The sequence below is a fragment of the Halomonas sp. AOP12-B1-6 genome (genome assembly GCF_052379225.1).
Taxonomy (GTDB): Bacteria; Pseudomonadota; Gammaproteobacteria; order Pseudomonadales; family Halomonadaceae; genus Vreelandella; species Vreelandella casei.
In genome coordinates this window covers 411,099-434,347 of sequence record NZ_JBQSYK010000001.1, presented here as the reverse complement: position 1 = coordinate 434,347, position 23,249 = coordinate 411,099, and the positions used below count along the sequence as shown (strand labels likewise).

17 protein-coding genes are annotated in these 23,249 nt (G+C 55.5%); 10 read left to right on the top strand and 7 right to left on the bottom strand.

Annotation, left to right across the window (positions count from 1 at the left end):
- The first annotated feature begins 192 nt into the window (after window positions 1-192).
- From ACT3TR_RS01940 to sucD, 5 genes are all read left to right on the top strand, one after another.
- Window positions 193-3,027 carry a 2-oxoglutarate dehydrogenase E1 component gene (locus tag ACT3TR_RS01940; protein ID WP_444624776.1) on the top strand — a complete coding sequence of 945 codons (2,835 nt, stop codon included), beginning with the start codon at window positions 193-195 and terminating at the stop codon, window positions 3,025-3,027.
- Window positions 3,028-3,065: 38 nt separating this feature from the next.
- Window positions 3,066-4,661: a 2-oxoglutarate dehydrogenase complex dihydrolipoyllysine-residue succinyltransferase gene (odhB, locus tag ACT3TR_RS01935; RefSeq protein ID WP_444624656.1), complete on the top strand. Its 1,596-nt coding sequence runs from the start codon at window positions 3,066-3,068 to the stop codon at window positions 4,659-4,661.
- A 126-nt stretch (window positions 4,662-4,787) separates the two neighbouring features.
- Complete coding sequence (gene lpdA / locus ACT3TR_RS01930) at window positions 4,788-6,227, top strand: dihydrolipoyl dehydrogenase (RefSeq protein ID WP_096281440.1); 1,440 nt, start codon at window positions 4,788-4,790, stop codon at window positions 6,225-6,227.
- Window positions 6,228-6,404: 177 nt separating this feature from the next.
- Window positions 6,405-7,571, top strand: coding sequence for an ADP-forming succinate--CoA ligase subunit beta (sucC, locus tag ACT3TR_RS01925; protein ID WP_008958560.1), 1,167 nt, complete (start codon window positions 6,405-6,407; stop codon window positions 7,569-7,571).
- Window positions 7,571-8,443 carry a succinate--CoA ligase subunit alpha gene (sucD, locus tag ACT3TR_RS01920; RefSeq protein ID WP_193063408.1) on the top strand — a complete coding sequence of 291 codons (873 nt, stop codon included), beginning with the start codon at window positions 7,571-7,573 and terminating at the stop codon, window positions 8,441-8,443. The genes sucC and sucD overlap by 1 nt, the downstream gene beginning before the upstream one ends.
- Window positions 8,444-8,558: 115 nt before the next feature.
- Here sucD and ACT3TR_RS01915 read toward each other — a convergent pair whose 3' ends face one another.
- Window positions 8,559-10,499 (bottom strand): exoribonuclease II, encoded by a 1,941-nt coding sequence (locus tag ACT3TR_RS01915; RefSeq protein WP_096281435.1) that lies wholly within the window; start codon window positions 10,497-10,499, stop codon window positions 8,559-8,561.
- A 161-nt stretch (window positions 10,500-10,660) separates the two neighbouring features.
- Between ACT3TR_RS01915 and ACT3TR_RS01910 the strand changes: the two genes are divergently transcribed.
- Complete coding sequence (locus ACT3TR_RS01910) at window positions 10,661-11,458, top strand: HAD family hydrolase (RefSeq protein ID WP_441685581.1); 798 nt, start codon at window positions 10,661-10,663, stop codon at window positions 11,456-11,458.
- Between the two features lie 54 nt (window positions 11,459-11,512).
- Here the strand turns inward: ACT3TR_RS01910 and ACT3TR_RS01905 are convergent, their stop codons facing one another.
- From ACT3TR_RS01905 to ACT3TR_RS01890, 4 genes are all read right to left on the bottom strand, one after another.
- Window positions 11,513-13,153, bottom strand: a complete 1,641-nt coding sequence (locus ACT3TR_RS01905) for a BCCT family transporter (protein ID WP_444624657.1) — start codon at window positions 13,151-13,153, stop codon at window positions 11,513-11,515.
- 106 nt (window positions 13,154-13,259) lie between these two features.
- On the bottom strand, window positions 13,260-14,297 hold the full coding sequence (locus ACT3TR_RS01900; RefSeq protein ID WP_444624658.1) for a YcjF family protein: 1,038 nt from the start codon (window positions 14,295-14,297) through the stop codon (window positions 13,260-13,262).
- On the bottom strand, window positions 14,294-15,682 hold the full coding sequence (locus ACT3TR_RS01895; RefSeq protein ID WP_444624659.1) for a YcjX family protein: 1,389 nt from the start codon (window positions 15,680-15,682) through the stop codon (window positions 14,294-14,296). Before ACT3TR_RS01895 ends, ACT3TR_RS01900 begins: the two co-directional genes overlap by 4 nt.
- Before the next feature lie 241 nt (window positions 15,683-15,923).
- Entirely contained in the window at window positions 15,924-16,793 is an 870-nt protein-coding gene (locus tag ACT3TR_RS01890; protein WP_444624660.1) for a D-hexose-6-phosphate mutarotase, read from the bottom strand.
- Window positions 16,794-16,931: 138 nt separating this feature from the next.
- Between ACT3TR_RS01890 and ACT3TR_RS01885 the strand changes: the two genes are divergently transcribed.
- From ACT3TR_RS01885 to ACT3TR_RS01870, 4 genes are all read left to right on the top strand, one after another.
- Window positions 16,932-17,174 carry a GlsB/YeaQ/YmgE family stress response membrane protein gene (locus ACT3TR_RS01885; RefSeq protein WP_096281423.1) on the top strand — a complete coding sequence of 81 codons (243 nt, stop codon included), beginning with the start codon at window positions 16,932-16,934 and terminating at the stop codon, window positions 17,172-17,174.
- 175 nt (window positions 17,175-17,349) lie between these two features.
- Complete coding sequence (locus tag ACT3TR_RS01880) at window positions 17,350-19,815, top strand: DUF1266 domain-containing protein (RefSeq protein WP_441685591.1); 2,466 nt, start codon at window positions 17,350-17,352, stop codon at window positions 19,813-19,815.
- Between the two features lie 200 nt (window positions 19,816-20,015).
- Window positions 20,016-20,537: a C40 family peptidase gene (locus ACT3TR_RS01875; protein WP_096281419.1), complete on the top strand. Its 522-nt coding sequence runs from the start codon at window positions 20,016-20,018 to the stop codon at window positions 20,535-20,537.
- Window positions 20,538-20,567: 30 nt separating this feature from the next.
- Entirely contained in the window at window positions 20,568-21,758 is a 1,191-nt protein-coding gene (locus tag ACT3TR_RS01870) for an MFS transporter (RefSeq protein WP_427046957.1), read from the top strand.
- Here the strand turns inward: ACT3TR_RS01870 and ACT3TR_RS01865 are convergent.
- Together ACT3TR_RS01865 and ACT3TR_RS01860 are read right to left on the bottom strand one after the other, a co-directional pair.
- The gene (locus ACT3TR_RS01865) at window positions 21,751-22,368 is read right to left on the bottom strand and encodes an ABC transporter ATP-binding protein (protein WP_096281414.1); all 618 of its coding nucleotides are present in this window, start codon (window positions 22,366-22,368) and stop codon (window positions 21,751-21,753) included. The genes ACT3TR_RS01870 and ACT3TR_RS01865 overlap by 8 nt on opposite strands.
- Window positions 22,361-23,230 carry an ATP-binding cassette domain-containing protein gene (locus ACT3TR_RS01860; RefSeq protein ID WP_096281412.1) on the bottom strand — a complete coding sequence of 290 codons (870 nt, stop codon included), beginning with the start codon at window positions 23,228-23,230 and terminating at the stop codon, window positions 22,361-22,363. The genes ACT3TR_RS01865 and ACT3TR_RS01860 overlap by 8 nt, the downstream gene beginning before the upstream one ends.
- Window positions 23,231-23,249: the final 19 nt, after the last annotated feature.

The window sequence follows — 23,249 nt, the reverse complement described above, 5'->3', positions numbered from 1 at the left end:
AGGTGATGAATTGCTAGACGACGAATTGCTTGATGAAGAATTGCTTGATGAGAAATCGTTAGATGAATAGGGTTTCCGGCCGCTGGCCGGCGCCGCCGGTAAATGTATCGCCCCGCCGGCAGGGCAACAGCGATGTCGCCGCACGCTTGCGACGATACCGATACCACCCCATCAGTGCAGGGTGACCGAGAGATGCAACAAGGCATAATGGAGTTGATGTGGCGTTCCTCTCACGTTAGTGGCGGCAATGTTCACTACGTGGAAGCGCTTTACGAGCAGTACCTCGCAGATCCTGAGTCTGTCCTTGACGAATGGCGCAGCTATTTTGATCAGCTGCCTCGTCCCGAGGGCGGCGCCTCCCACGATGTCCCACTAAGCCCAGTACGTGATCAGTTCTACCAGCTGGGGCGTGAAAATCGCCCGGGCCGCGTAGTTGCCGCTGCCGATAGCGGAGAGAACAAAAAGCAGGTGAAAGTCCTGCAGCTGATTAACGCCTATCGCTTCCGTGGTCATCAAAAGGCCAATATTGACCCGCTAGGGCTGCGTAATCCCACCCCCGTACCGGACCTCGATCTGTCGTTTCATCAGCTTTCAAAAGCTGATTTGGATACCGAGTTCCAAACCGGTTCTTTCTTTCTGGGCATCGACAAAGCACCGCTGCGCGATATCGTGGATGCGCTGGAGCGCACGTATTGCCGCTCCATCGGCTGCGAAATCATGCACATTGTCGATACAGAAGAAAAACGCTGGTTACAGCGGCGTTTTGAGTCGGTTCGCAGTGCGCCCGAATTCAGTGCTGACGTGCGCAAGCACGTTTTAGAGCGCTTGACGGCGGCTGAAGGTTTGGAGAATTACCTAGCATCCAAATATCCAGGTACCAAGCGTTTTGGCCTTGAAGGCGGTGAAGCGTTTGTGCCAATGATGGATGAGCTCATCCAGCGTGCCGGGGGTTATGGCACCAAGGAAGTGGTCATCGGTATGGCACACCGCGGGCGACTCAACCTGTTGGTCAATATTTTGGGTAAAAACCCAACTGATTTGATCGATGAGTTTGATGGTAAAAAAGTCATCGAGCGTGGTTCAGGCGACGTTAAGTACCATCAGGGCTTTAGTTCTAACGTCATGTCTCCGGGTGGCGAAGTTCACTTGGCCATGTCGTTTAACCCATCGCACCTAGAAATCGTGGCGCCGGTGGTAGAAGGCTCGGTTCGCGCTCGTCAAGATCGCCGCAAGGATGAAGATGGTAGTAAAGTGCTGCCTATCAACGTCCACGGTGACGCTTCCTTTGCTGGTCAGGGCGTAGTGATGGAGACATTCCAGATGTCCCAGACCCGTGCTTATAAGACCGGCGGTACCGTCCACGTTGTGATTAATAACCAAGTGGGCTTTACCACGTCACATCCGCTGGATGCACGTTCTACCGAATACTGCACTGATATTGCAAAGATGGTTCAAGCGCCTATTTTTCATGTTAATGGCGATGATCCGGATGCAGTACTGCATGCTACACAGGTCGCTCTCGACTATCGCCAGCAGTTCAAAAAGGACGTGGTGATCGATCTGGTTTGTTACCGCCGTCGCGGTCACAACGAAGCTGACGAGCCGTCCGGCACGCAGCCAATGATGTATGCAAAAATCAAAGGCCATCCCTCTGCACGCACGCTGTATGCCCAGCGCTTAGTTGATCAGGGCGTGCTGTCAGAAGAATCCGCCAAAGAAATGGTGGAAACGTATCGCAACGATTTGGTTGCCGGTAACCATGTTGCCAATGCGTTAGTGCAAGAGCCCAATGAGTCTCTGTTTGTTGACTGGGCACCCTACCTGGGTCATGAGTGGTCGGGCGATGCAGACACTACCTTCGAGATGAAGCGTCTGCAGCAGCTAGCCGCACGCATGTGTGAGGTTCCAGACGGTGTCGAAGTCCAGCGCCAGGTTGCTAAGATTTATGAAGATCGGCGCAAGATGCAGGCCGGTGGGCTGGCACTTAACTGGGGGTTTGCAGAAACTCTCGCTTACGCCACGTTGCTAGAACAAGGTCACCCGATTCGTATTACCGGGCAGGACGTAGGACGCGGTACTTTCTCTCATCGCCATGCGGTGGTGCACAACCAGAAAGACGGCTCGACCTATGTTCCGCTGCAGAATATGACCGATGGGCAGCCGTGTTTCACCATTCACGACTCCTTCCTGTCGGAAGAAGCGGTGCTGGCATTTGAGTATGGCTACTCAACGACCGCGCCGAATGACTTGGTGATCTGGGAAGCTCAGTTTGGTGACTTCTTTAACGGTGCCCAGGTGGTAGTGGATCAGTTCATCTCCTCAGGTGAGACGAAGTGGGGCCGTGTGTGTGGTTTAACCATGCTGCTACCCCATGGCTATGAAGGCCAGGGCCCGGAGCACTCCTCAGCACGCTTAGAGCGTTTCTTGCAGATGTGTGCCGAGCACAATATGCAAGTATGTGTGCCGACGACGCCTGCGCAGATTTATCATTTGCTGCGTCGTCAGGTGATCCGTCCGCTGCGTAAGCCTCTTGTGGTGATGACACCTAAATCGCTGCTGCGTCATAAAGAAGCGATTTCGAGCCTTGAAGATCTTGCCCACGGCAAGTTCCACATGGTGCTTGCTGATCAAGCGGACCTGGCACCGGAAAAGGTCACACGTGTTGTACTGTGCGCTGGCAAGGTTTATTACGACTTGGCAGCTTCGCGCGCGGAGAGTGAGCGTGAGGACACGGCGATTCTACGCCTTGAGCAGCTTTATCCCTTCCCGAAAGAAGAGCTTCTGGAAGCGCTTAAGGACTATACCAACGTAGAACACATTGTGTGGTGTCAGGAAGAGCCGCTGAACCAAGGCGCCTGGTACTCTAGTCAGCACAATATACGTGCGGTGGCCGATATGTTGAAAGATGGCTTCGGGCGCGATTTGAAATTCGCAGGACGTCCTGCCTCTGCTGCTCCGGCAGCCGGCTATATGTCCGTCCATACTGAGCAGCAGCGCCAGCTGGTGGAAGACGCTTTTAATCTATAAGCGGCCACTGGATTTAGAGAACACATAAGGGAAACGACATGGCTACTGAGATCAAAGCGCCAACCTTTCCGGAATCCGTTGCCGAAGGCAGTGTGGCGGCGTGGCATAAAAAGCCGGGTGATCGCGTTGAGCGTGACGAACTGATTGTTGAAATTGAAACTGACAAAGTGGTGTTGGAAGTCGTCGCCCCAGAAGCTGGTGTTCTGACTGACGTAATGGCCGAAGAGGGCGATACCGTTCAGTCAGAGCAGGTGCTTGGCAAAATTGGCGAAGGCAGTGCGTCTGGTGACAGCGATAAAAAAGAAGAGAAATCTTCTGACGATGACAGTGCTGAAAAGCCCGCCGAGAAATCTGACGACAAGTCGTCTGAAGAGAAGCAAGAAAAGCCTGCCAGTAGCGGTAACGGTGGTGGCAAAAAGCACGATGTAAAAGCTCCCAGCTTTCCTGAGTCGATTCAGGAAGGCACCGTGGCGACGTGGCACAAAAAAGTAGGCGAAGCGGTTAAGCGCGATGAAGTGCTGGCCGACATCGAAACCGACAAGGTCGTGCTGGAAGTCGTTGCACCGGCAGACGGCGCCCTGGCTGAAATTAAAGCCGAAGAGGGTAGCCAGGTAGAGTCCGAAGCGATTCTGGCCGTGTTTACTGAAGGTGCTGGTGGCGATAGCAGTGGTGCTGATGCAGCGCCTGCTAAAGCAGACAGTGGCAGCGATGATGATGGTGCCGATGAGAAAGTGGGCGACAAAATCCTCGCGCCGTCTGCGCGCAAGATGGTCGCTGAGCACGACCTGGATGTCGCCAAGATTGAGGGCACCGGTAAAGGTGGTCGTATCTTGAAAGAAGACGTTCAGAAAGCAGTGAAAGACGGCTCCGCTAAGAAGGCTGCTAAGGCTGCTGCACCGGCGAAAGCGGCCGCTGCACCGGTGGCTGAAGGCGAGCGCGTTGAGAAGCGCGTCCCCATGACCCGCCTACGCAAGACGATTGCTAAGCGTTTGGTTGAGGCGCAGCAAACCGCGGCCATGCTGACTACTTATAACGAAGTGGACATGACCGCAATCATGGCCCTGCGTGCGCAGTACAAAGATACCTTCTTAAAAGCCCACGATATCAAGCTGGGTTTTATGGGCTTCTTTGTAAAAGCCGCTTCAGAAGGGCTTAAGCGTTTCCCTGACGTGAACGCGTCTATCGACGGCACCGATATCGTTTATCACGGCTACCAAGATATCGGCGTTGCGGTATCCACTGACCGTGGCTTGGTTGTGCCGGTACTGCGTGATACCGACAGCATGAAAATTGCTGACGTCGAGCGCTCGATTGTCGACTTCGGTAAGCGTGGTCGTGATGGCAAGCTGGGCATGGACGACATGATCGGCGGCACCTTTACCATCACCAATGGCGGCACCTTTGGCTCTTTGATGTCGACACCGATTATCAATCCGCCACAAACGGCCATTCTGGGTATGCACAAAATCCAGGATCGCCCAATGGCCATCAACGGTAAGGTTGAAATTCGTCCGATGATGTATCTGGCGCTTTCCTACGACCACCGTATGATCGACGGCAAAGACGCCGTTCGCTTCTTGGTTACGTTGAAAGAATTGCTGGAAGATCCCGCACGTCTGCTGCTGGATGTCTAATAAGTCTTTGCGCCGTTGTTAACGCCGGCGCTTAAGCTTAATCAGGATGTATTTGCAATCGCACACTGCCTCTCGCCCGATTTAAGTCAATAGCTGGTGAGAGGCTAGCAAGCTAAAGGAGCCAACATGGCTGATAAGTTTGATGTGATCGTCATCGGTGCCGGCCCTGGTGGTTATGTTGCCGCTATCCGCGCAGCCCAGATGGGCTTGAAAGCGGCTTGTGTCGAAAAATGGATCGGCAAAGAAGGCAATGTCGTTCACGGCGGCACGTGCTTGAACGTAGGCTGTATTCCGTCTAAAGCGTTGCTTGAAGCCTCGCACAAGTTTGCCGAAGCCAAGCACGATTTTGATGATATGGGTATTCAGGCAGGTGACGTCACGATGGACGTTGCCAAGATGGTTGCGCGCAAGGACAAGATCGTTAAGAACTTGACCAGCGGCATCTCTGGCCTCTTCAAAGCCAACGGTGTAACGGCTCTCGAAGGCACCGCTAAAGTGATTTCTGGCAAGCAGGTTGAAGTCACCGATGCTGAGGGCAACACCTCTACTTACGACGCCGATAACATCGTTATTGCCGCAGGCTCTGTGCCGGTTGAAATTCCGCCGACGCCGTTGACTGAAGGCCTGATTGTTGATTCTACCGGCGCGTTGGAATTCACCGAAACACCTAAGCGTTTAGGCGTTATTGGTGCAGGCATTATCGGCCTTGAGCTGGGCAGCGTATGGAACCGTTTAGGTTCTGAAGTGACCGTGCTTGAAGCGATGGACTCCTTCTTGCCAATGGTGGATGCCACCGTTGCCAAAGAAACTCAGAAACTGCTCAAGAAGCAGGGCCTGGATATTAAGCTTGGCGCGCGCGTGACCGGCTCTGAAGTCAAAGGCGAAGAAGTCGTTGTGACATATAGCGATGCCAACGGCGAGCAGGAAATGACGTTTGATAAGCTCATCGTTTGCGTGGGTCGTCGTCCGTACACCAAAGGCGTGATTGCCGATGGCGTTAGCATTGAGCTTGACGAGCGTGGCTTCATTTTTGTCGATGACCAGTGCCGTACTAATGTGCCGGGCGTTTACGCTATCGGTGACTGCGTACGTGGCCCGATGTTGGCACACAAAGCGTCTGAAGAAGGCATTATGGTCGCCGATATTATCGCGGGCCATAAAGCCGAGATGAACTACGACACTATTCCTAGCGTCATCTATACCTACCCGGAAGTGGCGTGGGTCGGCATCACTGAGCAAGATGCCAAAGCTAAGGGTATCGAAGTCAAAACCGGTACCTTCCCCTTCGCGGCCAGCGGCCGTGCGATGGCTAATAACGCCACCGAAGGTAGCGCCAAGATCATCGCTGATGCAGAAACCGACCGTATTCTCGGTATGCACATCGTGGGTCAGCACGCCGGTGAAATGATAGCCCAGGGCGTGATTGCAATGGAATTCGGCTCTAGCGCTGAAGACCTGGCCCTAACCTGCTATGCACACCCGACTATGTCGGAAGCTGTGCACGAAGCAGCGCTTGCAGTAGACGGCCATGCGATCCATATGGCCAATCGCAAGAAGCGTAAATAATTCAGTAAGCAACAACGAAGCGCCACCTATGGGTGGCGCAACACTTTCGGCTTTGTCGTCATACGCAAAGATCGAAAGAACGGGGATGACCAGTTCTTTTAAGACCGTTCTTGTAAGACTGCTCTTAAAAGAAAACTGATCATCGTTCGAGTCACATGCAACCAATGGCATGAATCGATGAATCTTCACGAGTATCAAGGTAAACAGCTGTTTGCCGACTATGGTCTACCAGTGTCTAAAGGCTTTGCTGTCGACACCCCCGAAGAAGCGGAAGAAGCTTGCAAAAAAATCGGCGGAGACATGTGGGTTGTTAAAGCCCAGGTTCACGCTGGTGGCCGCGGTAAAGCGGGTGGCGTTAAGCTGATCAAAGATCCGGCTGAAGCCAAAGCATTCGCAGAAAAATGGTTAGGCAAGAACTTAGTAACCTTCCAAACTGACGAAAAAGGTCAGCCGGTTGCCAAGATTCTGGTTGAAACCTGCACTGACATTGCTGATGAGCTGTACCTCGGCGCTGTTGTTGATCGTACTACCCGTCGCGTTGTCTTCATGGCTTCTACCGAAGGTGGTGTAGAGATCGAGACAGTTGCCGAAGAAACGCCGGAAAAAATTCTTAAAGCAGAAATCGATCCGCTGGTCGGCGCACAGCCGTACCAAGCGCGTGAACTAGCGTTTGCACTGGGCCTGAAAGGCGACCAGATCAAACAGTTCACCAAGATTTTCCTGGGTCTGTCGCAGTTGTTCCACGACAAAGACTTGGCGCTGTTGGAAATTAACCCGCTGGTTGTCACCGAAGAAGGCAATCTGCACTGCCTCGACGCCAAACTGGGCCTCGACAGCAATGCGCTGTACCGCCACCCAGACCTGCAAGCTATGCGCGACCCGTCTCAAGAAGACCAGCGCGAAGCCGATGCGGCGAAGTGGGAGCTTAACTATGTGGCGCTTGATGGCAACATCGGCTGCATGGTAAATGGCGCAGGCTTGGCCATGGGTACGATGGATATCGTTAACCTGAGCGGCGGCAAGCCAGCAAACTTCTTGGACGTCGGCGGCGGCGCAACCAAGGAACGCGTAGCTGAAGCGTTCAAAATCATCCTGTCTGACGACAATGTTAAAGCCGTACTGGTTAACATCTTCGGCGGTATCGTACGTTGCGACATGATTGCTGAAGGCATTATCGGTGCCGTTGAGCAAGTCGGTGTCAATGTGCCGGTTGTCGTACGTCTAGAAGGTAACAACGCCGAGCTGGGTGCTGAAAAATTAGCGTCTAGCGGTCTGAATATCATCGCGGCTACCAGTCTGACCGACGCGGCTCAGCAGGTCGTTAAAGCGGCGGAGGGCAAGTAATGAGCATCCTGATCGATAAGAACACCAAGGTCATCTGCCAGGGCTTTACCGGTGGCCAGGGCACGTTCCACTCCGAGCAGGCGATTGCCTACGGTACGCAAATGGTCGGTGGTGTTACGCCGGGCAAAGGCGGCCAAACGCACCTCGGTCTGCCCGTGTTTAACACCGTTAAAGAAGCGGTAGAAAAAACCGGCGCGGAAGCTAGCGTTATTTACGTACCGGCGCCATTCTGTAAAGACTCAATCCTTGAAGCGGCGAATGCCGGTATCAAGCTGATTGTGTGCATCACGGAAGGCATTGCTACGCTAGATATGCTCGAAGCAAAAGTTAAATGCGACGAGCTGGGCGTACGTCTGATCGGCCCTAACTGCCCAGGTGTTATTACACCGGGTGAATGCAAAATCGGCATTATGCCGGGCCACATTCACCAGCCGGGCCGCGTCGGCATCGTATCGCGTTCAGGTACTTTGACCTATGAAGCCGTTAAGCAGACAACTGATCACGGTTTTGGTCAGTCTACCTGCGTTGGTATCGGTGGCGACCCGATTCCTGGTTCTAACTTCATCGACATCCTTGAGATGTTCGAGAAAGACCCGAAAACCGAAGCCATCGTTATGATCGGTGAAATCGGCGGTACGGCTGAAGAAGAAGCGGCGGCTTACATTAAAGACCACGTTTCTAAGCCAGTGGTTTCTTACATTGCCGGTGTTACTGCACCTCCTGGCAAGCGTATGGGCCATGCGGGCGCGATCATCTCTGGCGGTAAAGGCACCGCTGACGAGAAGTTTGCGGCCCTTGAAGACGCCGGTGTTAAAACCGTGCGCTCTTTGGCTGAAATTGGCGATGCGCTAAAAGAAGTCACTGGCTGGTAAGTGCCGGTCGGTTAGCGTTGACGCTTCAAAAGAGCACCTTCGGGTGCTCTTTTTTTTGCCTATAAAAAAACGACGCTTAAATAAGCGCCGTTTTGACTAACGTCGTGTTTTGTCGTTAAACAGCAGGCTTAGCGACCAGTGAGCGAGTCTCTTCGCGGGCTTCGGTCAGCACGACGCGAAGCGGATCGCCCAGCTTATAGCGTTCTTCTCCTTCGATCTGAATACGGCCCTCTTTATCATCAATCACCACTTTGCTGCGATCACTGTGCATTAAGGGGGCGGGCACAAACGCCGTTGCGCCATTTTCAAGCAGACGAACGCGCATGCCGCCACGATTGATGGCCATAACTTCGGCTTCAAACGTGTCTTGATTCTGCGCGGCAGGCGTTAGATAGCGGACGTAAAGCCAGTCTTTAACATCGCGCTCGGCCATACGATTCAAGCGACGGCGCTCCGTCAACTGCTCGGTGAGCTGCTGAGTAGCTTCGGCGGGGGCCTGTTCGCCTTTAAGCACAAGTTTGATGAGGCGGTGGTTGACCATGTCGCCGTACTTACGGATTGGCGAGGTCCAGGTGGCGTAGGCCGCAAGACCCAGGCCAAAGTGCGGGCCAGGCTGTGCCGACATCATCGTGAAGCCTTGAAAGCGGCGCAGGCGAGCGTCTAGCCAAGCGTCATCGCGGCTTTCCAGTGCGCGCTTAAGCTCGGTGTAGCGGGCAAGCTCGGTTAACGCTTCGCGATCTACCACGATCTCCTGGCCTGCCAGGAATTCCTGGGCGGCTTCGGCTTTTTCCGGTTCAAACGCGCGGTGCACGTTAAAGATCCCGTGGCCGATGTTGTTTGCCAAGAAGTCGGCGCAGCAGGCATTGGCCACAATCATCGATTCTTCGATCATGCGGTTGGCAATGCGGCGCTCTTCGGTGCGCACTGCCAATACGTTACCGGCCGCATCCAAATCAAAGACGTAGTCCGGGCGGTCTTTAAACACCAGTGCGTGTTCGTTGCGCCAAGCGGTACGCGCTTCGGTTAAGTCGCGCAGCGCTGAGAGCTGCTCGGCGATATCGTCCGCCGGTGCCCAGTCGCCTTGGCCTTCAATCCAGTCAGAAACGTTGTCATAAACAAGCTTGGCGTGGGACTTAACATTGGCTGCAAAGAAGCGATACTCGCCCAGGCTGCCGTCGGCATTGATGTCCAGCGTGCAGGCTAGCGCGGGGCGATCTTGGTTTTCCCACAGCGAGCAGAGGTCGTCGGCCAGCTGTTCAGGCAGCATGGTGACATTCTGGCCAGGCAGGTAAACGGTAAAGGCGCGAACGCGGGCTTCTAAATCAGCGGCATGGCCTTCTTCCACGTAGGCGGTGGGGTCGGCAATGGCCACGCTTAAACGCCAGCCGCCTTCGGCACGGATGGCGACGTGCAAAGCATCATCCATATCGCGGGTTTTCTCACCATCAATGGTGAAGAAGGGCGTGGACGTTAAATCTTCGCGGGTAAGGCCTTCATCATGCAAAGGCCATTCGCTGCCTGCATCGGGGCATTCTTGCTCCAGCGCGTGGCGGGCCAGGGTAACGCGCCACGGCACGGCCGGGTTATCACTTTTAGCAACCAGCTCATCAATCTGGGCAAAGAAGGCGCGGTCATCGGCTTTGAGTGGATGACGCACCAGACGAGCAACGACCCAGTCACCGTCGGCAATGCTGTTTTCATCAAGGCTGTTTTTAATCCGCGCCTTGATCACATTTTTAATCGACGGATGATCGGGTACCACGGCAAGCCGACCTTCACGCTTTTGCACGCGGGCCACAAATCGATCCAGCCCAGCCTCAATCAGCTTTTCGGGCTCAACGGATTTTTTGTCACCGTTCTCGTGGATAACCGCTTCCACGCGATCACCGTGAAGCACTTGCTTCATGGCCGGCGGCGGCACGAAATAAGATTCACCGTCGTCGGTTTCGAGAAAACCGAAACCTTTGTCGGTGGCTTTGATCACCCCTTCAGCGCGGGGGGTGGTTTGACGAATCTGTTGCTTGAGCTGGGCAAGCATGGAGTTATTCTGAAGCATGAGCTCAATCAGTTGGCGAGAGTTAGGGTGCCACTATACGGATTCCCGCAGGCCGCGCCAATTGTCGCCATGCGAAGTTGGCGCTGATGACGGCGAGTCAAAGGCTTACAAGCGCTCAGCCGAATCGGTTAAGCTAAACAGCCACGCCCATGGAGCGCGCTATGACACCTCGCCTGATTGTTTCTGACCTGGATGGAACCCTGTTAGGGGGCGACCACACGCTACACCCCAGCACGGTTGAGGTACTGCGATCGCTGGTCAAGCAAGGCCATCATGTGGCGCTTGCCTCGGGCCGTCACTATGATGATATGAAGGTGTTTCGCGATCAGCTAGCGATCCCTGCGCATCTGATCAGTACCAACGGTGCCTATGTTCACGATCCGGCAGGCAGGCTGCTGGCGTCATCTCACTTGGCGGCTGAGCACGCGCAGGCGCTGATCAATCTGTCGCGTCCGCCGGAAGTGCGGCTTAATCTGTACCGCGAAAGCGGCTGGCATATTGACCAGGATGCTCCGCAGTTGCTCACCCTGCACGCGTCCACCGGTTTTCGCTATCAGGTAGTTCCCCCCGCACAGATGGATAGCAGTGGCGTCGGCAAAGTGCTCTATTTAGGTGATCCTGATGCGCTAAAACGCCTTGAAGCCCAGGTTCAAGAGGCCTATGGCGACGCGCTGCACATTACCTATTCAACAGATTATTCGCTGGAAATTATGGCGGGTGGGGTCAACAAAGGCGTAGCGTTAGCAGCGCTGCTTGAACGATTAGATTTAACCCCGGCGGCGTGCCTAGCCTTTGGAGATAATCTCAACGATACCGAAATGCTCAACTTGGCAGGGGAGGCACAGGTAATGGCTAATGCCCACCCGGCACTATTTGATCGCGTAAAGGGTGCCGAGCGTATCGGCCATCATGGGGAAGCCGCTGTTGCCAAGTGGCTGCAACAGCGGTTTAAGCTTTAAGCGTTGAGGAACACATTAAACATCCCTGCTGATCTCTCCGCAGGGATGTTCTTTTCAGGAGCGTATCAGACGCAGTTCGCTATTAAGCGCTTTGATGATTGAATAACACATCAGCAGCATCACGATCGAGAACGGAATGGCCGTCGCGGTGACGCCTGCCTGAAGTGCGGTCAGGCCACCGCCGATAAGCAGCACAATCGCTATCAGACCTTCAATGATCGCCCAGAACATCCGCTGTGGGCGGGGGGCATCAATTTTCCCACCGGCAGTGATGGTATCAATTACCAGAGAGCCTGAATCTGACGACGTGATAAAGAAAATCAGCGCCAGAATAATGCCAAGCGTCGACATCAGGCCTGTCAGTGGTAACTCATTCAGCATGCCGAACAGCGAAAGCTCGGGTCTGTAATTGTCGATCACGTACTCTTTGACCAGGCTGGTTGTCGGGTCAGCATAGAGCTGTTCAAGCGCCGTTGAGCCAAATACGCCCATCCAGATAAAGATAAACAGGCTGGGAACCAGCAATACACAAAGTATGAATTCACGCACCGTACGGCCCTTTGATACACGGGCGATAAACATACCGACGAAAGGTGCCCAACTGATCCACCAAGCCCAGTAGAAAATTGTCCAGGCCTGGCGATAGGCATCGTCGTCACGACCAAAGGGCGCTGATAACGGCAGAAACTCAGTGACATAGGTGGTGAGTCCCGACCAGAATCCGGTTAAGGCTAGCAAGGTCGGACCCGCAAGCAGTACGAAGAAGAAGAACAGGACCGCCAGCACCATATTAATTTCGGAGAGCTTTTTAACGCCCCCCTCTAGTCCACGCCAGACCGAGACCAGAGCCGCCGCCGTGACCAGTACGATCATGATGACCTGGGTCGTGGTGTTTACTTCCATACCGAAGACGAAGTTCATCCCCGCATTGGCCTGCTGTGCCCCTAACCCAAGCGATGTAGCCAACCCAAATAAGGTGGAAAATACCGCCAGGATATCGATCACATGGCCCCACCAGCCCCAGACACGATCACCCAGTATCGGAAAAAATACCGAGCGAATCGAGAAGGGTAGACCCTTATTATAGGTAAACAGACCTAGCCCTAATGCCATGACTACATAAACTGCCCAGCCATGTATACCCCAGTGAAGATAGGTGCCTGCAAGGCCCATCGCACTGGCGTTAGCAACAGCTTCAGGGTTCAGCTCGCCATTGGCGCCGAACGGTGGCTCAATGCCCAGTGGCAGCGAAACGTTGGCATGATAAACCGGCTCCAGTACGCCAAAGAACAGTAGGCCAATGCCAATGCCTGCGGTAAATAGCAGCGCGAACCAGGAGAGGTAGCTATAGTCGGGTCGTGCATCGGCACCGCCCAGCCTGACTGATCCATAAGGCAGAACAACCAGCGCTAAGCAAAACAGAATAAAGAAATCGACCAAAATCATGAAATACCAGTCCAGCGTGCCCGTTGAGAAAGCGACAATGGACTGGAAAATACTTTCCGCTCGTTCGGGAAACAGCAGTGTGAGTATGATGAATGTGGCCGAGGCCAGTGCCGATACCATAAAGACGCGGTTGTGGATATCGAAGCCGATGGGGCCAAACTGCCCCTTAATATTGTCCTGGCCGACGACGTAGTCGGTTTGCATGTCATCTGCAACCGAGTGCGGCTCCGACTCATTGGGAGTGCTCATAACCAATTATTCCTCATTGGAGCATGCTAACTAAAACCCCATCATGAGGTTACGCAGCGTTGAATCCCAGCCTGTTGGCGAAAAAAGTTGGCTGCTGTTTACCTTCTCAGCGGCTCTGCGCAACGGTTTCTTTATCTAAGCGCTTGATCTGACGCCACAGGTCTTGGCGTAGATCAGCCAGCCTGGGTTGCTCCTCGGCCGTGAAAGGTATCGGGCGGCAAAGGCGCTGGGCACGTAGTCCTAAGCGAGCACTCAGCAGCCCGGTGGCGAGCCCTTGCCCTGCACGGGCAGAAAGGCGGCCGGCTAAATCGAGCGAAAGCATATCCATGCTGGCCTCGGTGGCCAATTCACTAGCACCGGCGAAGGCCATATTGTGTAGTACGTTGCGAAACAGCCGCAGGCGGCTGGCATAGCCTAGTTCAAGCCCGTAAAGACGGCATAATCGATCGACCATCGCTAAGCTGCGCCAGGCCACTAGCGCCATATCAACAAGTGTTAGCGGGCTGATCGCCACCATAATCGCGGTTTCACCCGACATGCGGGTAATCAGTCGCTGGGCCTCACGATCACGCGGTGCCAGAAGGTGATAGCGCAGCAGTGTTTGAATTTCTTCCCCACTATGATGAGGCTGGCTGGCGCGTTGAAAAGCCAGCCAGTGGGGATCATCATCGGCGAGCTTGAGCTGGCGTTTAAGCTGCTCAGCCATGGCGAGCGCTTGGCGGGGGGAGCGTAAGGGCAGCTCAGTAAGATCACCGCGCAGTTTGTCGTGGCGTTTTAAGCGACGCAAACGGCCCAGTTCTTTGAGCAGTGAAAGGCTGCCTAAACCAATCAGGCTAATGCCAAATAGCTGCCACGCAATGGCGAGCCACTGAGACTGGGCCAGCGCGTCTGGAATGCCGGTGACCAGCTCTGCCGTACCCAGTCCAGCACTGCCTACTAAGGCAAAGAGCATCCCCCAGCGGCGCTTGCGCGGAGCGCCTAGGCTGGCGGCAGGCAGTGCTTTCTCTTCCGCAACCGGTGCCAGCGGATGATGCTCACTGGTGCCCGCAAAGGCTTCGCGCTGACGCAGAGCGGGGTCTACTTCCGGGGTGTTATCTGGCCTGTCATCCAGCGTGAAGTGACGGCGTGGCTGAGGGGTGGTCATGTCAATTTGTCTCCAATCAGCCAGTCGATGGCGGCGTCCATGCGAATATGATCTAGCGCTTCTGAGTGGCTCTGCATTGGGCGAAAACCTGGAAAATCAAAGCCCTGCTGTTGCCAGAAATCAGCGGTGGGTAGTCTAGCGGGCACATCGCCGGGATAAACCAGCACGTCTTCGCCTTCAAGCGTCGTGCCGCGAAGTGCAGGCGATCGCTTACCTTCGTGAGTCACTTCACGTGCTTCTGTGGCGCGTATCGACGCTAGCGAAAGTGCTTTGACAGGCACGTTGGCGAAGCGCAGATCTTTCAGCGGCTCTGCCAAAAGGGCTTCAAGCAGCTGTATCACGTGACCATGTTGGTCGGGTGTGACGTGATCGGACTTGGTCGCCGCAATCGCTAGGCGATCAATTCTTGGTGCGAATAGGCGCGTGAGCAGGCTACGCTTGCCGTAATCAAAACTGTGCATTAGTTGGCGCAGCGCGCGGGAAAGGTCTTCAAACCGTTCAGGCCCCGCGTTGAGCGCACCGAGCACATCCACCAGTACAATTTGACGATCAAAGCGGCGAAAGTGATCGCGGTAAAAGGGCTTTACTACCTGCTGTTGATAGTAGCGAAAACGCGCGGCCAGCGTGGCGTAGAGGCTGTTAGCCGGCAATGCTTCTAGCGCCTCTTTGGAAGCGCTTAGCTGCGGCAGAGGGAAAAATTGCAGCACCGGGGCGCCTTCTAGCTCACCCGGCAGCAAAAAGCGGCCTGGCTGAAGATCAGAAAAGCCGGCCTGCTTGGCACGGCGTAATCCTTGCGCGTATTCCTCGGCTAGCGCGGCGAGCTGGGCTTCATCGGCTTCGCTGGCCGGGTCGAGCGATGCCACGGCTGTCAGCCACTCGCTAAATAGGCCGCGGCGTTGTTCGCCCTCATGCATTGCCTGCGCTTGGCTCCAGCTGTAAAAGTCGTGCTGTAATAACGGTAGGTCGAGCAGCCATTCGCCGGGGTAGTCAAAAAGATCCAGGGTAAGGTGAGCAATCTCAGGCGTAAGCCAGCCGCTGCGGGCAGGGCGGTAGCGCAGCTGTAAGCGTAATTCACTGATGCCACGGGTGGGTTCTGGCCAGCGTGGTGGCGTATCGCGCAGTGCGGCCATGCCCGGGTCATAGGGAAAGCGGGGCACGCCCAAATCGGGCTGATTAAGCCGCTGTGCGCCGAGTAGACGGCCTTCGCGGGCGGCAGGTAGCAAGTCAAGCCGTGCTTCGATGCCGGCATGGCGTAGCTGATTGACCAGCGAGGTCAAAAAAGCAGTTTTGCCCGCTTGAGAGAGGCCCGTGACCGCTAAGCGCAGCTGGCGATCGCGCCCTCGCTCTAGCAAATTGCTTAGTTCGCGACTTAACGGTTGGCGCATCCTATCGATCCCTTTTATGTTGCTTTCCTACGTTGGCTCTGCCACTCATCGTCAAAGCCGCTATCTATTGTGGCATTCACTAGTCGCAGTATGCGCTATGTGGTCAATCATAGCGCTGGCACAGATTAGCCATGTGTAGAGTAGCCCTGTCTAGATTGACGATGTCTAGATTAACGGTGTCTAGGTTAATAGCGTCGAGATTAACAGCGTATAGCGTAGCAACACATTGATGAACGGACGATTAACCGCGGCTCAAGGTGGTGCCTAGCAGGTGCTGGGCAGCGGGCACGAGCCAAACAGGGTCCAGGCGCGTATTGGCGGCTTCGACACAGATAAAATGACGTGCTGCCTCGGCGGGGGTATCGCTAGGGAGGTCGTTGTTGGGATGCCATACTACGGTTGAGTCGCTCGACTGCTTGCTGATGCGCAGGCTGCGCTCGCCGTCGCTTAGCAGCACTGCTGCGTTGGTATGATAGATGCGGTCTACCGCCCCCTGAACCGCCAGCGTGCCTTGCTGTTCGCTTTCGGCAAAGTCGCGCAGCTTGTCGAGATAGCGCGCTCCGGAAAGGCCTTCCAGACGGCACTGATGGACATCGGCAACGGCTAGGTAAGTGTGCAGTGCGGCGCTCGTTTTGACCGGCGTTTCGCCAATATTCTCACTAATGAGCTCAACGTTGAGCCGCTGAGCATTCGCTTGAACGACCAGCCGCGCAGTCAACTGAGTATGCAGGCGCTGCTCTGGAGAAAGATGCACTTCAATGCCTTCGGCATGTTCGTCAACGGCGTCTAAGCGCCAGCCGGCGTGGCGTGCGAGGCCATGAAAAGGGCCATCATGATTAGGGCTTTCATCGGCATAGCGTTCGTCGGCAAACCACGGCCAGCAGACCGGAATGCCGCCCCGTATAGCGCCTGGTAACGCCTGCGGCGTGGGCGTCAACCATAGCCAATCAGTGTCTCCCATGGGGCGAAAATGCAGTACATGAGCCCCCTGTAGGCTGATCACCAATTCGCCCCAAGGCATATTGAAAAGTACCACGTCGCGGCCTTCCCACTGGGCCGTTTGTTGGCCCTGTGTGCTGTTAAGCAGCTGTTTGAGCGAGTCGGGGATCATGAATTTTCCTTTAAAAGTTGCCAAGCATCTATACTGACTAGGCGCAGAACAGTAGCGCTGTGTGCTATGGTAGAACAAGCGCGACGGCTAGGTAAAACGCGTAACTAAAACCTGTAATTGAAATAGTAAGGAGACTATATGGGCTTTATTGCATGGTTAATCATTGGTGGTTTAGCTGGTTGGATTGCTGGCAACATCATGCGTGGTGGCGGCTTTGGCATCCTCGGTAACATTGGTGTGGGTATTGTTGGCGCGGTCATTGGCGGTTTTCTGTTTAGCCTGATAGGCCTTTCCTCAGGTGGCTTCATCGGTTCACTGGTTACCGCAATAGTTGGTGCCGTGGTGCTACTGTGGGTCATTAGTAAGGTCAGAAAAGCGTAGCCATTTAACGGCTCGCTGCATGACAACCGCCTGGCCCTGTGCCGGGCGGTGTTGTTTTACGCCTACCTCTACCCGCGGGCGCCTCTGACTCTCGGTGTTTGCGCCACTTTCCGTTACACTAAGCGGCTTTATTCCAGCTCCTTGCTGGCGACATTGTGTTTTCTCGAGGTGCCTCTTGACCGACGCGTTAAATGCCTGGTGGGCCCAGCAGCTTTTGCTGTGCGATTGGGCGGTTACTTCTCATCCGCTGGCGGTCGACGCAGGAGCGGCGGAGCAGCGCCTGCTGCAATTAGGGATTACCGGGCGTGGAGAGCTGGCTGAACAGCTGTTTCACGGCCTGGGTGCCCCTGCAGGTCGCGCTGACCGTTTACTTGGCGGCCTGGAGTGGGCAGCCCTAGCAGGCGCCGCAGGCTGGCTTGAACCCAGCCAAGCGCAAGCCTGGGCGCACCATTTAACGCGTCGCATCACCAGTGACTACAACGATTTGCGTGCTTGGCTGGCCGACCTGCGTCGCTCGCTAGGTGCACGAGGCTGGGAATTTGGCGCCGACGATCGCTTTATGGATGCCTGCCAGACATTGGCGAACCTTGAAACTAATGGCGAAGGCATTACGTGGGGCTCGCTTGAGCGTGCTTTAAGCCAATGCTCGGCTCCGTCGCCGCTATGGCCCCAGCAGCCTCAGGCGCAAAGCTGGCGGCTATGCGCGCTATTTCGGCCGATCATTGCCTATCCTGCTAGTCAAACGGACTGGCCTGATGCCACCGAGTGGCTGGCCCACGTGTGGGATGTGCGTGATCGTGACGCACTGCTCGGTGCGATGCTTTGGCTCGGCGCGCAGGGCGAGCGTCAGCGCTGGGATATCGAAGCGCGTGAGCTATTGGGTATGGATAATGCGCAGCGCATGGAATGGCAGCGTAGCGTGGTAGAAGAGTCACCCTATGCGCCGGTGTTGAATCAGTTTGTTACCCAAGCCGAGCCATTAGAGTGGGCGGCCTGGGACTGGATGCGTTTGGTGGAACTCGCTTGGGCGGGCGCCTGCTGTGGCTGGCTTAGTCAGGAGGAAGCCGATGACCTGGCGGGCCACGCCGCCGATTTAATTAGTGTCCGCTACCCTGACTGGCAGGCGCTTGTTGATGCCTACGGGCGAGGGCAGAGCCTGTTTGATGGTATTGATCGGCGTGATAAAACGCCCAGCGAACGGCATCAGCTGCTGCTTCATAGCGACCATAGTCCGTGGCAGACTGCACCCAACAAATTGTTAGATGAGACGACGCGCAAGGCCTCGCAAGCTCGTATTCGTCAGTGGCGTAATACCTCTCATCACTGGCTTTTAGCGCTGGCAGGCGTTCGCGAACCCGATGTCATGCTGCGTCAGATAGATCCTTCCGCCGCGCTTGCCGAAGAGCAGCGCGCCGATGCGGCGCTGTATCTGCAGGAGTCTTTAGATCTTTATGCCGATGAGGGGGCCGGTGCGTTAGCGCGCTACTGGCTACCGGCGCAGGCGCATCACCTCAATCAGCTAGCCGCCGATGCCGTCCACGGCGTGCTGCCACCGTCGCAAAGCTGGTTTGGGCAGCCGACCCCTGAAGAGCTTAAACAGCGCAATGCGGTTAAGGGTGTCAGCCGCCATGCGGCGACTATTCACATGGCCGAGAAATTCGCTTTCTACCTGCACATGTCGCTGGATAGCGGGCTGTTAGAGCGTGACCCATTAATGGCGTACGCCAGCGAATTGCGCAGCTGCCTGTGTCGTTTTTATCCCAATGCAAAGCGTCTGCTAGAGGCATGGTTTGCCTGGGAAAGCTGCCTGCCAGAGCCTGAGCACGCCTCGCTAATCAATGAAATTATTTGGCACATTGAAGACCCCGGCAGCCTGTTTCACTGGCTGGACTGGCGCCATGATGCATGGTGCGAGCCGGGCAGTCGGCCCACCTTAAGTCACTTCACTGCCATGTCGTTGGTAGGGCCGTTGAATAGCGCCGTATGGAGCGAGCCTCAGCCTGAAAGCGTGCGCGAGTGCGCTGAAATCCGCGAGTGGGTGGACAGCCATTACCATTTGAACAGCGCTGACGATATGCAAGAGTTCCTGGCCTATATGCTGGAGTCTGGCGATCGTCAGGAATATCAGATTAACTACGCGCCCTACACGCTGAACCCCGAGCGGTTGGATGCCGAAATCGCCATTTTGGAGTCCGGCGACTGCGCTGAAGATGAGCGCCATCATTTGCTGCGCTTACGCCGCGTTCGCGACAATGAAGATAGCTGTAATGATGTCGATATGGCGGCGTGGGATATTGCTCAGCTGGTTGACTTGGCGATTGCCGCCCGACAGCTTGGTTGGCTAGACGGTCAAGCCTTTGCGACGGTGCTGGACAGCGCCTACCAGCTGGCCGCGAACCATTACGCGGGCTGGCAGGAATATGCGAAGGGTATGTACGCAGGCTTCTCGTTTTTTATGGGCGAAACCCCTGAACGCGAAAGCTTTTTAGCCGGTTTTCGTCAGGCGTTAGTGGCCTGGGTCTGCGGTGCGCCCGTTTTGGCAGGGCCGTGGGTGAGCCTGGATTTTCCAGGTAATAAACCGCGCCATTTTGCACCCTTACATATCGATACGTTGCCGGGCGATCAACGTACCTTACATTGATGCTCGCCAAACACATGATAACTAGCTTATAGTCGTGCGTTGAAAAAATTAGTTTTGTCATATCATACTCCTATACATGTCTTGAGGTTAATCGCATGGTTGCGTTGCCACGCCCCGCTGTGACCGCTGTCCGTGTTGCAAGTGTCTGTTTTTTAGTTACATTGGTGGCTGGCTGTGCGGGATCTTCTCGACAGAGCAACATGCAAGCCCCTGAGAACTACTTCTCTATGTCGTTGCCGGGAATAGGGGCCAATCCGCAAATGTCGCCGATTGATCCCATCAATGCTCAACTGCTTAGTCAGCAAGTTCCGCCACCAACGGTTGTTCGCGAGGCACTTCTGGCACAGCACCAGCGATGGGCAGGAACGCCCTACCGAATTGGCGGCACGTCAGAAAGAGGCATTGACTGCTCGGCCCTGGTTCGCAATGTTTACCGAGACACTTTCAATTTAGAGTTGCCGCGCTCCACCCGTGGTCAAGTACACGAGGGACGCTCGATCGACCGCCAAGAGTTACAGGCGGGCGATCTGGTGTTCTTCAGTCCCCCGGGCCGCTATAACCACGTGGGCATTTACGTAGGCGATGGCTATTTTCTCCATGCCTCAACGTCAAAAGGGGTAATTATTTCCAGCTTGGATAATAGTTACTGGCAGCGCTACTACTGGCAGGCACGCCGGGCGCTGGAGCCAACCCATTTGGCTCAGTTAGGCAGTAATTTCTAGTAGCCAAACGCCGCTTACTTTAGGAATGGCATGATTGAAGCCAAAACGCGCGCCTGGTGGCGCGCTACCTTGGCGCTTTGCCTGGGTTCATTTCTCGTTTTTATCAATTTATACGCGCCCCAACCGCTGTTGCCAGGGCTAAAAGAGACCTACGATGTCTCTACCCTCGGCGTTAGTCTACTCATGTCGGTCTCGACGCTTTCTCTTGCCTTGGCACTGCTGGTCTTCGGGCCGCTTTCAGATGCTATTGGCCGCGAAAGCATTATGCGTATTACCCTGCTGCTGGCAGGCGGCTGCTCTCTTGCTTTGGCCTTCGCGCCTACTTTTGAAAGCTTGTTACTGCTGCGCTTAGTGCAGGGATTTGTGCTGGGCGGGCTACCGGCCGTCGCGATTGCCTGGATGGGTGATGAGTTTGAAAAGCCCGCACTGCTAAGTGCCGTGGGGCTTTATATCGGCGCTAATTCGCTCGGCGGTATTAGCGGGCGAATTGTGGGCGGTGCCGCTGCCGAGATAGGCGGCCCTACCGCTGCTTTTTTAGCCGTAGGCATCATTACCCTGATTGGCTGCATGGTGTTTTGGCGCCTGCTGCCTAACAGCCGCGCGTTTGTACCCCAGCGTTTTGAGCTGCGTAAAGCGGCCAGTGACCTACTGGGGCATTTGCGTAGCCCGATACTGCTCGCCGCCTATTGCTTGGGTGGCATCAACTTTTTAATCTTTATTAATCAATACAGCTATATCACCTTCCGGCTGGCCGATGAGCCCTACACGCTGGCGGCCAGCGGCCTGGGGCTGATTTTCTTGACCTATCTGGGAGGCACCTTTGGTTCCATGATGTCAGGACGTTTAGCCGGACGTTTTTCACCCGCGACGTGCATGATGGTAGGGGTGATGATCTTGATGCTGGGTACTGCCATCACGTTGTCGGAATCGCTGGTGCTGATTATCGTTGGACTAAGCGTTAACGCCTTTGGCTTTTTCTTAACCCACTCACTGGCCTCTAGCTGGGTGGGACGCTACGCCCAGGGAGCCCGCGGCAGTGCTTCAGCGCTGTATCTGGTGTTCTATTATACGGGGGCAAGCCTTGGGGGTTTCTGGCTAGAGCCATTCTGGCGCTGGGCCGGTTGGTCAGGCGTTGCCGTAGGGTCATGGCTATTGCTGAGCATTACGCTAACGATTGCTTTTGGACTATGGCGTTTCGAACGCCGTCAGGCCGCTAGCTGATAGGCGTAAGCTGAGCATTGCTTAAGTGATAGCGCTGTGTGCATAGCCGTTTCAGTAGCGCGGTATCGTGGCTAATCACCAGCACACCCAGGCGGCGTTGTTCCGCCTTCTGCTTTAAAGCCTGCCAAAGCTCAACCTGAGTGATGGGGTCGAGCATGGTCGAGATTTCATCGGCAACCAAAAAACGCACCCCTGGTGCCAGGGCGCGTAGCACGCAAACCCGCTGTAACTCGCCTCCCGAAAGCGCGTGGGGAAAGCGCGATAGCCAGTGGGGCTGCACGCCAAACGCTTGGCACTGCGCCTCAGAGGGCGTCCAGGCTTCACGTAATATTTTAGCCACCCGCCAGCGCGGATTAACCGCAAGCTCCGGCGACTGCGGTAGCCACTGTACGGGCTGCACGCCGCTTGTGGGAAGTGTCGCATTGTCCAGGATGACATTGCCCTTGTGCGGGGTTAAATAGCCTGCCAGCAGTTTTCCTAGCGTTGATTTTCCCGCCCCAGAATCGCCGCTTAGTCCTACCCACTGCCCAGCCTCTATCGCTAGGGAAACGTTCTGCAGCAGCGGCACCCCGGCTGTAAATTGAAAACTAAGCTGATGCGCATTAAGCAACGCTGATCTCCTGCTGTGCCTTGATGCCGGCGGCTTTATCGGCGATAGATGCTGCGCAAGGTTTGGGGAGCGTAAACGCATTGTCGGGTAGCGCTAGCCACAGCGCCTGGGAATAGGCGTTGGTGAGCGAGCGGCCGGTGCCCTGAAAGGCGTGAGCCGGAGCGGTTTCAATCAGCTTGCCGCTGCGCATAATAGTGACGCGGTCGGCAATCGGTAGAGCGTGGCGAAGATCATGCGTGATTAAAATGACGGTTTTGCCTTGGTCTGCCAAGTCTCTTAGCGCTGCCAGCACGCGCTGGCGCTGATGTGGATCAAGGCCCACGGTAGGCTCATCGGCAATCACTAGCTGCGCCTGGCTAACGTGCGCCATGGCTGTTAGAACGCGGCGTGCCATGCCACCTGAAAGCTCATGAGCGTAGGCCTGCTGGGCGCGAGTATCTAGCCGGTAGTGGTCCAACGCTTGCCGAGCGGATTGCCGGGCGCTTCCCGAAGACTGGCCTGCGCGCTCGGCTGCCCAGGCCACTTGACGCTGGGTGCGTACCAGCGGGTCCAGAGCGTTCAACGATTGCGGGATAAGCGCTAGTTCACGGCCACGCAGCGTTTTCTGGCTTCGTTTGTCGAGAAGTTGCCCTTGATAGCACAGCTGGCCGTTGAGCCGTGCCGATGCTGGCAGCAGCCCCATGATGGCATATGCCAGTAGGCTCTTTCCGGCGCCCGAAGCGCCTACCAATGCATGTACCTCGCCTGTCAAAAAGTGCAGCGATAAGTTATCTAAGCAGGTCGCCCAGCTACGCTTCCACCAGGCGGCATACCCCGTTCCGTAGTGGGGCAGGCGTAGCGATAGCTGTTCAATGGTTAACATGGCAAGCCTCTTATCAGCC